The organism is Paenibacillus macerans, from assembly GCF_050565405.1.
In the GTDB taxonomy this organism is placed as follows: domain Bacteria; phylum Bacillota; class Bacilli; order Paenibacillales; family Paenibacillaceae; genus Fontibacillus; species Fontibacillus macerans_B.
Map to the genome: position 1 here is coordinate 30363 of NZ_JBNYYG010000014.1, position 12916 is coordinate 43278.

The 12916-nt window shown below is 56.4% G+C and carries 12 protein-coding genes; 8 read left to right on the top strand and 4 right to left on the bottom strand.

Annotated elements, in window-relative coordinates:
• Positions 1-20 precede the first annotated feature (20 nt).
• From ACQ4N8_RS11175 to ACQ4N8_RS11195, 5 genes are all read left to right on the top strand, one after another.
• A complete protein-coding gene (locus tag ACQ4N8_RS11175) occupies positions 21-542 on the top strand; it encodes a VanZ family protein (RefSeq protein ID WP_430704433.1) in 522 nt (173 codons plus the stop codon).
• A gap of 359 nt (positions 543-901) precedes the next feature.
• Positions 902-1441: an NADPH-dependent FMN reductase gene (locus ACQ4N8_RS11180; RefSeq protein WP_430704434.1), complete on the top strand. Its 540-nt coding sequence runs from the start codon at positions 902-904 to the stop codon at positions 1439-1441.
• 300 nt (positions 1442-1741) lie between these two features.
• Positions 1742-2767, top strand: coding sequence for an ATP-binding cassette domain-containing protein (locus ACQ4N8_RS11185; protein WP_430704435.1), 1026 nt, complete (start codon positions 1742-1744; stop codon positions 2765-2767).
• Positions 2764-3579 carry an ABC transporter permease gene (locus ACQ4N8_RS11190; protein ID WP_430704436.1) on the top strand — a complete coding sequence of 272 codons (816 nt, stop codon included), beginning with the start codon at positions 2764-2766 and terminating at the stop codon, positions 3577-3579. Before ACQ4N8_RS11185 ends, ACQ4N8_RS11190 begins: the two co-directional genes overlap by 4 nt.
• 84 nt (positions 3580-3663) lie before the next feature.
• Positions 3664-3840, top strand: a complete 177-nt coding sequence (locus ACQ4N8_RS11195; RefSeq protein WP_430704437.1) for a hypothetical protein — start codon at positions 3664-3666, stop codon at positions 3838-3840.
• A 64-nt stretch (positions 3841-3904) separates the two neighbouring features.
• On the opposite strand, the gene ACQ4N8_RS11200 is transcribed toward ACQ4N8_RS11195, so the two are convergent.
• Both ACQ4N8_RS11200 and ACQ4N8_RS11205 read right to left on the bottom strand, forming a co-directional pair.
• Positions 3905-5260, bottom strand: coding sequence for a sensor histidine kinase (locus tag ACQ4N8_RS11200; protein WP_430704438.1), 1356 nt, complete (start codon positions 5258-5260; stop codon positions 3905-3907).
• Complete coding sequence (locus ACQ4N8_RS11205) at positions 5260-5937, bottom strand: response regulator transcription factor (RefSeq protein ID WP_430704439.1); 678 nt, start codon at positions 5935-5937, stop codon at positions 5260-5262. Before ACQ4N8_RS11205 ends, ACQ4N8_RS11200 begins: the two co-directional genes overlap by 1 nt.
• A 788-nt stretch (positions 5938-6725) precedes the next feature.
• Here ACQ4N8_RS11205 and ACQ4N8_RS11210 point away from each other — a divergent pair.
• From ACQ4N8_RS11210 to ACQ4N8_RS11220, 3 genes are read left to right on the top strand one after another with little or no spacing between them, the layout of a single operon-like run.
• Complete coding sequence (locus ACQ4N8_RS11210; RefSeq protein ID WP_430704440.1) at positions 6726-7469, top strand: polyphosphate polymerase domain-containing protein; 744 nt, start codon at positions 6726-6728, stop codon at positions 7467-7469.
• The gene (locus ACQ4N8_RS11215) at positions 7462-8145 is read left to right on the top strand and encodes a DUF4956 domain-containing protein (RefSeq protein ID WP_430704441.1); all 684 of its coding nucleotides are present in this window, start codon (positions 7462-7464) and stop codon (positions 8143-8145) included. Before ACQ4N8_RS11210 ends, ACQ4N8_RS11215 begins: the two co-directional genes overlap by 8 nt.
• A 26-nt stretch (positions 8146-8171) precedes the next feature.
• The gene (locus ACQ4N8_RS11220) at positions 8172-10223 is read left to right on the top strand and encodes a carbohydrate-binding domain-containing protein (protein ID WP_430704442.1); all 2052 of its coding nucleotides are present in this window, start codon (positions 8172-8174) and stop codon (positions 10221-10223) included.
• Positions 10224-10324: 101 nt separating this feature from the next.
• Here ACQ4N8_RS11220 and ACQ4N8_RS11225 read toward each other — a convergent pair whose 3' ends face one another.
• Both ACQ4N8_RS11225 and ACQ4N8_RS11230 read right to left on the bottom strand, forming a co-directional pair.
• Positions 10325-11389, bottom strand: a complete 1065-nt coding sequence (locus ACQ4N8_RS11225; protein ID WP_430704443.1) for a phosphatidylglycerol lysyltransferase domain-containing protein — start codon at positions 11387-11389, stop codon at positions 10325-10327.
• A 177-nt stretch (positions 11390-11566) separates the two neighbouring features.
• Positions 11567-12889 carry an MATE family efflux transporter gene (locus ACQ4N8_RS11230; RefSeq protein WP_430704508.1) on the bottom strand — a complete coding sequence of 441 codons (1323 nt, stop codon included), beginning with the start codon at positions 12887-12889 and terminating at the stop codon, positions 11567-11569.
• Positions 12890-12916 lie beyond the last annotated feature (27 nt).

The window sequence follows — 12916 nt, forward strand, 5'->3', positions numbered from 1 at the left end:
TCAGAAGGCGAGGGAAACGAATGAAAACGAAAAGTTGGCTGAATTACGCAAGCGTCCGGGTGCTGTTTGCCTTGTATCTATGGCTATTGGTCAAAATCATCCTGTTCAAGTTTCACGACGTAGGGCTTGGCTTTCTATGGAGACAATTGCAATACAGCTTGCATAACCCCGGGATGGTCTACTGGAGATTGCAGGAGGGGAATCTCGTCCCCATGAAGGAGATCGCGCGTTCGTTCGAAATGATGACCGGCCACGAACTGATCAACCTGGTGGGAAATGTAGCGATCTTCCTGCCGTTCGGCGTTTTGCTGGGCATCATGTTTCAAAAAGAAGGGATCTCCGGCATCGAGACGTTTATTTATGCGCTGGCCGTCAGCATGGGTCTGGAATGCGCGCAGCTGCTGTTCGCGATCGGCCAATTTGACGTAGACGATTTGCTGCTCAATGCGTCGGGAGCTTGCCTGGGATACATGTTATACAGAATCTACGCCATTCCGTTCAGGCCGCAAACCGCGTTCCGTGCCGGGGACGGCGCCGCATAAAGAAAAACCGCCGAACCGGCGGTTTTTTTGTGCGCGTGGATTTGCGGATGCGCCTATTAATCGGCGTAGGCTTCCTCGGGAGCGTCGAGGAAGATCGCTTGCTCCCGAGACGCGTTCGACGCGATCGCCGGTCCCGAGACGGCGATACCCGTCGGCAGCCCGGAACAGGCTTCCTTTTTACAAACTTTTTGTTAGTTGCTTGACAAAAGGAACTGACTAGGCTATCATTATCTCATATTCGAATAATCCAAATTAAGGATATTGAAGAAGTTCGCGATTTATGCTTGGTGGTGTGACTAATGGGTTTTTGGGGAAAATTATTTGGTAGCAGAACTACCACAATCGAGGAGGAAAATACGGTGTCGAAATTGAATATCGGGATTATTTTGGGAAGTACTCGTGATGGCCGCGTAAGTCCGCAAGTGGGAGAATGGGTGAAGAAACATGCCGATGCCCGCGGCGACGCCAACTATGAAATCGTCGATATCGCGGACTTTAAGCTGCCGCTGCTGGGCGAAGCGGACGCGACTGAGCAAGCAACCGCTTGGAACGCCAAGCTGGCCGGCCTGGATGGCTTCGTGTTCATCGTGCAAGAATACAATCACAGCATTTCCGCCGCTTTGAAGAACGCGCTCGACTATGCCCGCGAAGCTTGGAACGATAAAGCGGCAGGGATCGTCAGCTACGGTTCCGTAGGCGGCGCTCGCGCCGCCGAGCATCTGCGCGGCATCCTGGGCGAATTGTCCGTAGCCGACGTGCGCGTGCATGTAGCTCTTTCGCTGTTCACCGACTTTGAGAACTACAGCGTCTTTAAACCGGCCGATCTGCACCTGACCAACCTGAACGGCATGCTGGACCAAGTGAACGCTTGGAGCGGCGCTTTGAAGACGTTGCGTTAATTGCCGGCTCATCATACACGAACCCCTGCGCCTTATTCTAAAGCACGGGGGTTTTTGACAATCTTTTTCCAAGTGTTTATAATTCCTTGTTCTTCTGTTATGTCTCTATAAAGGACTATAATCCCCTTCTTATAAATAAAACGGCGGTGCGAGGAAGTTATTCCTGCACCGCCGTTTTATTTGATCGAGTTTTTGAATGAAGCTCGGCCTCCGGACGGATGCCGATTTCCATCCGCCGCAGGTGTTGCGGGAGGCGGGTAAGCAGTAAACTTGCACTATCAATGTTAGGAGGAATTCCATATGGCACAAATAACGAAAAAGGCACCGGGCAACGGCGATTGGGCGATCGAGGCGCAGGGCCTCGTGAAAACTTACGGAAGCCATCGCGCGGTGGATGGTGTCGATCTGAAGGTAGGTACCGGCTCGATCTATGGCGTACTTGGACCGAACGGGGCGGGGAAGACGACCACGATCCGCATGCTGGCCACCTTGCTGCGGCCCGACGCCGGTTCGGCGCGCATTTTCGGGCACGATGTGGTGAAGGAGCCGCAAATTGTACGGCAATTGATCGGCGTGACCGGCCAGTATGCATCGGTCGACGAGTCGCTCAGCGCGACGGAAAATTTGCTGATATTCTCCCGGCTGCTGGGGCTCGGACGTCCCGAAGCGAAGCGCAAGGCGGCGGAGTTGTTGGAGGAATTCGGCTTGTCGGAAGCCGCAAAACGGCCGCTGAAAAATTTTTCCGGCGGGATGCGGCGCCGGCTGGATTTGGCCGCGAGCCTCATTGCGCAGCCGCCGCTAATTTTCCTGGATGAGCCGACGACGGGGCTGGATCCGCGCACGCGGACGCAAATGTGGGAGACGATCCGCCGCTTGGTTCAAATGGGCTCGACTGTGCTGCTGACGACGCAGTACCTCGATGAGGCCGATCAGTTGGCCGACCGGATCGCGGTGATCGACCGCGGCCATGTCGTCGCCGAAGGCACCGTGGACGAACTGAAAACATCCGTAGGCACCTCGTCGCTGCAACTGCGGGCCAAAAACCCGCAGGATATCGAGTCTGTCCGGCGTATCATCGAACGGGTGCTTCAGGTTCGGTCCAATATCTCGGCCGAAGCGGGAAAGATCACCGCACCGATGGCCGAAGCCGACCGGGTCACCGATCTGTTGATCGCGCTCCGTGAGGCTGGGATTCCGCTTGCCGAGATGAGCGTGCAGAAGCCGACGCTCGACGAAGTATTTTTGACCATTACGGGCCATGGCGTCAAGGAAGCAGAATCGTTCGAAGCAGATGGAACAAGACAGGTGGAGGCGGTAAGAGCATGAATACGGCAGCAATTCATCCCGGCGCCGAGCGCGCCTTAAAAAATCGGGCCGGCTTCGGCCAGTCGGTACGCAATTCGCTAACGATGGCTTATCGGGGGCTACTGAAGATCCGGCGGACCCCCGAGCAATTGTTTGACGTTACGTTCCAGCCGATCATTTTCACCTTGATGTTTACTTATATTTTTGGCGGGGCCATTTCCGGCGACGTAAAAAGCTACCTGCCGGTGATCATTCCCGGCATTCTGGTGCAGACCGTCATCTCGACCTCCATCGTCACCGGTGTACAGCTTCGCGAAGACATGGAGAAGGGGGTGTTCGACCGCTTCAAGTCGCTGCCGATATCCCGGATCGCCCCGCTGGCGGGTGCTCTGCTTGCCGATACGATCCGGTATACGATCGCTACCGTGCTGACCTTTCTGATGGGCTATCTGATGGGCTATCGGCCGGAGGGCGGCATCGGATATGTGGCGCTTGCCGGAGTTCTCGTGATTGCCTGCTCCTGGGCGATCAGCTGGATTTTCGCTTTCTTCGGCGTCATCGCGCGCACGGCTTCCAGCGTACAGGGGATCTCGATGCTGGTGCTGTTTCCGCTGACGTTCCTGTCCAACGCGTTCGTGCCGGTCGACACGATGCCGAACTGGCTGCGGTGGTTTGCAAACGTCAATCCGGTTTCGCATTTAGTCAGCGCTGTCCGCGACCTGGTCAATTACGGAACCGCGGGAATGGATCTCACCTACTCGCTGGTTGGCGCCGCCGTCATCGTGGCCATTTTTGCCCCGATCACCGTACGCGCTTATATGCGGCGGACGTGAATGACAACGGCGGCTATTGTGACAATTGTCATATCTAGCAAGCCTCCAATTTTGCTAATTGTACCTTAGGAGGTGGATTGCGAAATGAAAGTCAGTTATCCATTGAAGGGAACCGCCGAGATCAAAGAAGTCAAAGAGTCCCTCAAGCCGTTTGGCGGACGCTGCGCCAAAATCGTAGAAGGAACGCTGGAATATCAAGTCAAAGATGAAAATGAAAAAGACGCGTATGAGGCCATGAAGGAAAAAGGTTACATCGAATAGAATATACTCGCAAAAAGAGGGTGTCCCCAGTCATTTCATGACTTTTAGGACACCTTCTTTTTTTTCAGGAGAGATGCACATAAAACGTGGCGGACTCGCGAACCGTGCTTTTGGCATAGATCTTGCCTCGATGCTGCTCCACGATCGATTTGGCGATGGCCAGCCCGAGACCGTAGCCGCCTTGCTTGCGCGCTCGCGAAGCGTCCGTCCGGTAGAATCGGTCGAAGATCCGCGGCAGGTGCTCGGGCGGGATGCCTTCGCCGGTGTTGGCGACTGCCAGTACCGCCTCGTTATGCTGCTTTTTCAGCGACAGAGTGATCGTCCCTTGCGGGTTGGCGTATTTGACCGCATTGTCGAGCAAAATCATGACCACCTGCTTGATTTGTTCCGGGCTGCCGTTCACCGTGAGCCGGGGCTCGATGTCGTATTCCAGCGACAGCTGCTTTTCGAAGATGACCGCCTCCATCGTCAACAAGACGCTTTCTACGGCCTCGCTCAGATTAAACTTGGCAAACATCACGGCCGCTCGGGCGTCGTCCATTTCGGTCAAATATAACAGGTCGCGGGTCAGCTTGGACATCCGTTCCGTTTCCGATTTGATGTAATGCAGCCATTTCGCCTGCTGCCGGATCGTATCCTCCGGGTTGGCCAGCAGTACATCCGCGTTGGTGTTAATGATGGCCAGCGGAGTTTTCAATTCGTGCGAGGCATCGGCGATGAACTGCTTCTGTTTGTTGAAAGCTTCCTTGACCGGAGCGATCGCCCGGTTGGCGAAGAACCGGCTGGCGAAAAACAACGCGACCAGCATCAGGAACCCTACCGCGGAGAAGGTGTAGATCAAGTTGGTCAGGATTTCTTTCCTGGCCGTCACGTCCAGGAAGACCAACATGTAGCCGTCGTTCGCCGGCCGTACGGTATAGATCCAGCGGCTCCCGTCCAGGCTGAATTGCCCGGTCTCGCGATCCTCGGCCACCGCTTTCTGCAAGGCCTGCTCGTAAAATTCCTCATCCATGTCGAACTTGGACTTCCAGGCGGTCATGTTGAAATCCGCGTCGGTTTGCAGCATGAAAGAGACCGATCTTTCCGGCGGCGCCTCTCCGGGATCAAAAGGCCCGTCGGCGTACGGCAAGCCGCCGACCGGGCCGCCGTTCGCCATGCCGCCGCTGTCCGCCAATCCTCCGTCGGCTTCCGTGCGGCCATCGTCCGGCGGAAACGTTGGGTCGGGTCCCCCTCCGGCCCACGGCCCGTTTTTGCCGGGGGATTTCTGATAAGAGTCCATGATTTTGTGCAAATCCATGTCGATATCGGTTTGGACGTCCCGGTAAGTAATGATGTAAATCGTGGCGAAGGCCACGAGCATCATGACGGAGATGGTGATCAGGTTCACGACCAGAAACCGGTTCCTCAGCTGGGTAAACATTACGGCGTCACCTCTAATACATAACCGACGTTCCGGATCGTGCTTATGCGAACCGCGGAATTCAGGAACGTCAGTTTTTTGCGCACAAAGGAAATATAGACCTCCACATTGTTGTGCTCCACCTCGGAATCGAATCCCCACAGCTTTTCGATGATCTGTTCCTTGGACGTGATGGCTTGCTTGCGGGACACCAGAAGCTCCAGCAACTCGCTTTCCTTCAGGTTCAATTTGATTTCCTTCCCTTGGGAGGAGAGCTTCAGGTTCGTCGTATTGAGTTCGATGTCCCCGAATTTCAACGCATCCTCCGGAACGACCTCGCCTTTGCGCCTTAACGCGGCCCGGATGCGGGCCATCAGCTCTTCCGTCGAAAACGGCTTGGCGATATAGTCGTCGGCCCCGTAGTCGAGCCCGGTCACCTTATCTTCGATTTCCCCTTTGGCGGTCAACAGGATCACGGGCGTGGAAACCCCTTCGGCCCGCAGCGTTTTCAGCACGCAAAATCCGTCCATTTCCGGCATCATCACGTCAAGCAGCAGCAAATCGTAAATCCCGCTCAAGGCGTAATCCAGCCCCGACCGTCCGTCGTGAACCACGTCCACGGAATAATGATGTTTCTTCAAAATTTGCGTTAGCGCCTCGGCCAAATGGACCTCGTCTTCCGCGATTAGTATTCTCATGGTGGTTTGCCATCCTCCGCTTGATTTTTTGATCCTTCTAATGAAGCCATTATAGCAGGATTACCTTTAGTCAACCTTAACCGGGACATGGAGTGAATTGAACCGCCGTTTCAAAGAAAGTTCAAAAAGTCGGTTTTTTAGCTACCGAAGCTTAGGCTTCCGATGTGCGTTTTTGCAAAACGCTTGAGGTCGGATGATGCCAGGGACTCCCTGTAGCGCGGCTGCGCGGGACTCCCGGTAGAGCGGCTGCGTAACGGACCGTAAAGACCTTATTTGCCCATTTCCCGGCTATTTCCCGCTGTAACGGACTCCAGAGACCTTATCAGGCGCTCAGGGCGGCTATTTCGCCGCTTTTGCCCGAAATAAGGTCTCCTCGGTCCGTTAGAATCGGAAACTATCCTAAAGCGGGCCAATAGCGTTCCTGGTGTCCGTTAGCTTGCTGGATCCTACGTGAGCAACTGAAATGTATCCGCAGGAAACATACTTCGGAGGCATGGGCTAGTCCCGGGTGAATTCAAGATTCGATGCCGATTAGACTCCGTGAAACTACTTCGTGATAAGAAAAACATCTATCGACGTACATTCCGGGAAGACAGACCGCGATTAGAGGCAGTTTTTCTTGCGATATAAGGAAGCTGATGCTTGAGACGTCTATTCTTTCTTATATCTTCAAAAGCCGGCTTTTTGAGACCCCTTATTAAGATTCATTAAAGGTTCGGGGATTAAGATACAACCATGGCAAGCGGAGACAACCCGCGGCACACGTAAAGCAGAAAGGAATGAAACGCATGGCGATCGAGGTATTCAACCGGTACGAGAACAAGTATGTATTCGACGATGCGGCTTACCGCCGATTCTATAATGATTTGCTTAACTATATGGAACCGGACGATTACAACAAGCAGCACGAGTTTTACGCCATCAGCAATCTTTATTTTGACACGAAGCATGACAGCCTGATCCGCAACAGCTTGGCCAAGCCCAAATATAAAGAGAAGCTCCGCCTGAGAGCTTACGGCGTTCCGGACCCGGATGCAAAGGTATACCTGGAGATCAAAAAGAAGGTGTTCGGGCTGGTCAACAAGCGCAGAACGGCGCTTCGGCTGCAGGAAGCCTATGAGTTCGTCAGGACCGGAAACGAACCGGAATACCGGAATGATATGAACAAGCAGGTCCTGCATGAAATTGCCTATTTCCTGCAGCGGTACGAATTGGAACCGAAGGTATACCTGGCTTATGACCGGAAGGCTTTGTTCTGCAAAAACAACCGCGATTTGCGGATTACCTTCGACACGAATATGAGAAGCCGGCGGTTTGACCTTAAGCTCGAACTAGGCGACTACGGCGAACCGCTCGTCGAGGAAGGGATTTGGCTGATGGAAGTGAAGGCCGAGAAGACCGTCCCGGTTTGGCTGGCCAAAATGCTCTCGGAGCACCGGATGTTCCGGACCAGCTTCTCCAAATACGGCAACGAGTACAAAAAAATGCTGAAATCCCGCGATACCGAAAAGGAGAGTGCCCTTTATGCTTGATTCCATCTTGAATGCCGGTTTGACGGCCGCCGATCTAAGCTTCACGAGCGCCGTCGTGACCATCCTGGTCTCGATCGCGCTGGGCGGCATCATCAGCCTGACCTACATGAAGACGAACCCCCAGGGGTATTCGCAAAACTTTACGCTGACGATGGTGCTGCTGCCCTCGATCGTGGCCATCATCATTCTTTTGATCGGCAGCAACGTAGCCAGAGCCTTCAGCCTGGCGGGGGCGTTCTCGATCATCCGTTTCCGCAGCGCGCCCGGCGATCCGAAGGATATCTCCTATGTGCTGTTTACGATGGCGGCCGGTCTGGCTTGCGGGGTGGGCTCCTTCGGGTATGCCGTTTTGTTCACCCTGATCCTTTGCCTGCTGATGGTGCTGCTGAACCGGTTCCGTTTCGGCGAACGGAAAACGCAGCAGAAAACGCTGAAAGTGACGATCCCCGAGAGTCTCGGATATGAGGAAGCGTTCAACGAGGTGTTCAGGAAATACAAGGTCGGCTACGAGTTGAAAAAAATCCGCACCACCGAGCTGGGCAGCTTGTACGAGCTGGTCTACGCCATCACGATCGATCACTTGACCAATCAGAAAGAGTTCCTCGACGATATCCGCTGCCGCAACGGCAATCTGGACCTCTCGCTGACGATGAGCCCTACGACCTCGGACTATTAATCACGACCTGAAAGGATGGATGAAAGATGAATCAACTTAGTTCATGGAGCATGGAAAGCAAATGGGGGATCGTGCTGTTATGCGCCTCGATGTTGTCGGCCTGCGGAGCGGCTTCGGCTACGGAGAATCAGGCGAAAGGGGCGACAGCCGCGGCGGAACTGACGGCTTCCACGGCAAACGCGCAACTGGAAGGGGCAACCGTCGCCGACCTCGTAACGTTCAAAGAGCTCGACACGAAGACGGATTGGATCGCGGAGACTTCGACGTCCATCACGCTGAACGGAACAAGCGCGACAGTGAGCGGTTCCGGGGCCGAAGTCTCGGGCAGCACGGTGAAAATTACGGCCGCGGGAACCTATGTCCTCAGCGGCAAGCTGAGCGACGGGCAAATCGTGGTCGAAGCTGCGGACGAAGACGATGTGCAACTGGTATTGAACGGCGTGGAGCTGCACGATAACGACAGCGCCCCGATTTACGTCAAAGCGGCGGGCAACGCGATCATTACGCTGGGGGAAGGCACGGAGAATGTCGTGTCGGACGGCAAAACCTACGTTTTCCCGGATGCAACCGCGGATGAGCCGAATGCGGCCATCTTCAGCAAAGCCGACCTGACGATCAACGGCACCGGCAAGCTGTCGGTCACCGGCAATTACAACAATGGCATCAACGGCAAGGATGACCTGAAAATCGTCGGCGGCACGGTGGAAGTCGAGGCCGTGGACGACGGCATCCTGGGCAAGGACATGGTGGCCGTACAAAGCGGGGATATCACCGTGAAGGCCGGCGGCGACGGAATCAAATCGACCAACGATATCGATGCGGAGAAAGGTTTTGTAGCGATCGCCGGCGGTGCGTTTAACATTACGGCGGACGCAGACGGCATCCAGGCCGAGACGATGCTGGTCGTCGATGGCGGCACGTTCAACATCGTCACGGGCGGCGGGAACGAGAACGGCGAAGCGAAAACGCGGGATAACGGCCAGGGCGGCCAATGGGGCAAGCCAGGCGCCATGAATCCCGCGGACGCCGGGCAAGCGGCGGCTGAGACGACCGAAACATCCGCGACGACGACCGCGGCCGCCGAAACGGAATCGCAGAGCAAGAAAGGCTTGAAAGGAAGCGGAGATATCATCGTCAACAACGGCAGCTTTACGCTGGACTCCGCGGACGATGCCGTTCACGGCAACGCTAACGTCAGCGTCCTGGACGGCAAGTTCGGCATCGCCTCCGGGGACGACGGCATCCATGCCGATGCAGCGCTAGCGATCGCGGGCGGCAGCATCGACATCACGAAGAGCTACGAAGGCCTCGAAGGCGGCGACATTACGGTGTCGGGAGGCGAAATCCGACTGAGCGCTTCGGACGACGGCGTAAACGTCTCGGGAGGCAATGACGCCGCCGCGATGGGCGGCAGCGAAGCACAAGACGCGTTCAGCGAATCGGCAAGCAACCTGCTGGCGATCAGCGGCGGATATGTATACGTGAATGCCGTAGGCGACGGTTTGGATGCCAACGGTTCGATCGCGATGAGCGGCGGCACGGTCCTGGTGAGCGGTCCGACCTCGAGCGGCAACGGGACGCTGGATTACGACGGCAGCTTCGAGCTGACCGGCGGCATTTTGGCGGCGGCGGGAAGCTCGGGGATGGCGCAGGCTCCATCCGACGCCTCGAGCCAGTACTCGGTGGCGATGACCTTCCCCGAAACGCAGCAGGCGGGAACGTTGGTTCACCTGGAAGATAGCGAAGGCAACGAGATCATGACCTTCGCGCCGGCGAAAAACTACCAGACCGTCATCCTCAGTTCGCCGGATCTGAAACAAGGCTCCTATGCCTTGTATACCGGGGGAAGCTCGACCGGCAGCCAACGGGACGGCATGTATGCGGACGGGAAGTACGCGGGAGGCACGAAGGCCGTTGCGTTTGATATTACCGACAGCATCACGACCTGGCTGAACGAATCGGGAGTTACGACCGGCAATGCCAATCGCGGTCCGGGCGGCGGAGGCGGCGGCCGGGGCGGCATGAGACCGCAAGGCGACCGCGGGATGCAAGAGCCCCCGGCAGACGTGCAGCCATAACGAAAGATCCGGCAGAGCTGTCTCAAGTCGCTTCGGCGTCTTTCGGGGCAGCTCTTTCGTTCGTTCCCGGCTTGTTTCCTCGGAGGTACGGAATCGGACGCTCAGAGAATATCAGGTGAATGAGGCGAGTGCTGCTGCGGGTCCTCTTTGCAGGTGATAGGCGTATGGATCATCCGGATCAGGAGAGCCAGCGTAAGCGGCATGGCCGACGGCGGGTAAACCAGATAGACATCGCGCCAGACGGGAGCGAATTTGTTCTTGTAATCATAAAGTCCCTTGAAATTATAGATCCGGTTTCCGTATTTATAGATCCACTTCGCCATCGGAAGGTCGAGTGCGTTGGCCAACGGGGCCACTCCCAAACTGCAGTAATCGTATTGGCGTTCCTTGGCCCACAGGAACAGGGAGGCGAATAAGACATCCATGGCCCCGTGCGGGCAAGCCTTCGTATAACGCATCAGGTCAACCGTCATTTGGCGGGCGACGGCGGGTTTTTGCCGTACCGTCGGAGACATGGGGAGGTCGCCGCCTAAGGAAGCGAACGCCTCGCACTCTCCGTCCGGACCCAAAAGCACGGCTACGGGGAAGCGGTTGACGTAGTCGCGGGAGAAAGCCCCTACGGAGAAGCTTTTCTCCTTCCGCTGGCCCAGCCATTCCTCGGAAACGGCTTGAAGCCGGTCCAGCAAGCGGTCCTCGTACGGGGGCAGCAAGACATCGAAGGAGAAGCCGGTCCGCTGCAATTTGCTCATCCGGTTGCGCAGCTTCAACCAGGCCTTGCCGGATAGATGGAATTCGGGCAGATGCACCTGGGCCTCCTCCCCGATTTTCAGGCAGTCGAAACCGAACTGTCTATACAGCGGCAGTAGGGACGCCTTGGCTTGGTAAAAGACCGGTATATGCCCGTTGACCCGGCAGCTGTCCGTAAACTGGGCGATCACCCGGGGGATGGCCTCGGGTTGGCCCAGGGGGTCTCCCAGCACGATGCAGCGGTTACCGGCGCGGCGGTACGCGAGGCACGCTTCGTGTTCCATGTCCCAAAACCATGTTTTATCGCCCAGGTAATACAAATGGGTATGCGAGTTGTGCCCGCAGCTCTGCAATAGACGATGGAGGCGGTGTTCGTGGCTTTTATGGCGTTCGTTATGAAATGGCGCGATATCGAGCAAAGGAACATCTCCTAAACAAGTTGATTCTAAGGTGATCGGATGTCGATTTGGGTCGAATAGTATTATCATCGGTTTTTGGGAAGGGCGATTGAAGAGATGGCGGCCTCGGGAACCATGGCACTTCATGGAAAAAGGGACCCGGGTTCGGGTCCCTTTCGATTCATGGAGTCCTGCCGCTTAAATCAGCTTATGCGCAAACCACTTCTTCCCGCGGAAACGCCAGAGGAAGATCGCGCCGCGCACGCCCCATTCGCAGCACATCGCCAGCCAAACTCCGAGGATGCCCAGGCCGAACGTGATGCCCAGGACGTATCCGAAGATCACCCGGAACAGCCACATCGTCAACATCGAAGTCACGGAGGTGAAACGCGAATCCCCCGCGGCCCGCAGCGCGGACGGCAGGATGAAGCTGACCGGCCAGAGGGGAATCTGGGCGATCGCGCTCACCAGCAGCACGAGGAAGATGTCGCCGACGATCTCGGACGGCGGTTCGAAAATGCCGACGAGCAGCTTGAAGAACGGCAGCAGGATCAGGCTGATCAAAGCCAGCGAACCCGAACCGAGCCAGAGGAAGGATTTGATGAACTTCCTGGCGTCGGGGATGTTGCCGCGTCCGATGCATTGGCCGACGACCGTGACGATCGTCAGCGACAAGGCGCTGGCCGGAATTTGGAACACCCCCGCCAGCGCGCCGCCGATGGCATTGGTGGCGATCGCGTAGGTGCCCAGGCTGACGATGAACACCTGGGTCAGCAGCTTGCCCCCGTTAAAGAACATCTGCTCCGCCGCAAAGGGGAGCCCGATGAACAGGATTTTGCGCAGCATCTCCAGCGGGAAATGGAACAGGTCGCGAAGATGCAGATGCAGCGAAGCCTCCATTTTGAACAGATAGTACAGGGCGCAGGCCGCACCGGCATAGCGGGCAATATTGATCGCCAGGGTCATGCCGAGCACGCCCATATCCATTAGCGTAATCAATACGATATTCAGCAGCACGTAAAGCAGGTTCATGATGAGCGATAGAGCCAGCGAAGCCCGGGTTTTGCCGATCCCCCGCAAGGCGGCGCACACCGCCTGGACCACCGCCAGGCCGGCATAGGAAATGCTGCTGCCGATCAGGTACACGCGGGCGCTGTCCAGAACATCGGCGGAGGCGGCGCCGAACAACAAGCTCAGGATCGGATTGTGAAAGCCGATCAGGAGCAGGGCGATCCCCAGGGACAGCAAGGACACCGAGGTCACCGTCGCCGCGGAAGCGCGGGAGACGTTTCGGTCATTGCCGCTGCCTTTGTACTGGGCGACCACCACCGTACCGCCGGTGGCCACGGCCACGAATACGTTGATCAGGAAGATGTTGAGCGAGTCGACGATGTTTACCGCGCTGACCGCCGCCACGCCGGACGAACTGATCATGGCGGTGTTGACCAGATTGAGGCCGATGATAAAAGCCTGGTCGATCAAGATCGGCAAAAACAAGGCGATGATTTGCCGGTAATCCATCGTCTCGCCGGACAGATGCTTTTCCAG

What these genes read in the sequence shown, in the direction of transcription:
- ACQ4N8_RS11200 (WP_430704438.1), bottom strand. Translation starts at nt 5,260, where the DNA reads ATGTTTACCCAGCTGAGGAACCGGTTTCTGGTCGTGAACCTGATCACC.
- ACQ4N8_RS11230 (WP_430704508.1), bottom strand. Translation starts at nt 12,889, where the DNA reads ATGGATTACCGGCAAATCATCGCCTTGTTTTTGCCGATCTTGATCGAC.
- ACQ4N8_RS11190 (WP_430704436.1), top strand. Translation starts at nt 2,764, where the DNA reads ATGAATACGGCAGCAATTCATCCCGGCGCCGAGCGCGCCTTAAAAAAT.
- ACQ4N8_RS11185 (WP_430704435.1), top strand. Translation starts at nt 1,742, where the DNA reads ATGGCACAAATAACGAAAAAGGCACCGGGCAACGGCGATTGGGCGATC.
- ACQ4N8_RS11205 (WP_430704439.1), bottom strand. Translation starts at nt 5,937, where the DNA reads ATGAGAATACTAATCGCGGAAGACGAGGTCCATTTGGCCGAGGCGCTA.
- ACQ4N8_RS11220 (WP_430704442.1), top strand. Translation starts at nt 8,172, where the DNA reads ATGAATCAACTTAGTTCATGGAGCATGGAAAGCAAATGGGGGATCGTG.
- ACQ4N8_RS11175 (WP_430704433.1), top strand. Translation starts at nt 21, where the DNA reads ATGAAAACGAAAAGTTGGCTGAATTACGCAAGCGTCCGGGTGCTGTTT.
- ACQ4N8_RS11215 (WP_430704441.1), top strand. Translation starts at nt 7,462, where the DNA reads ATGCTTGATTCCATCTTGAATGCCGGTTTGACGGCCGCCGATCTAAGC.
- ACQ4N8_RS11210 (WP_430704440.1), top strand. Translation starts at nt 6,726, where the DNA reads ATGGCGATCGAGGTATTCAACCGGTACGAGAACAAGTATGTATTCGAC.
- ACQ4N8_RS11195 (WP_430704437.1), top strand. Translation starts at nt 3,664, where the DNA reads ATGAAAGTCAGTTATCCATTGAAGGGAACCGCCGAGATCAAAGAAGTC.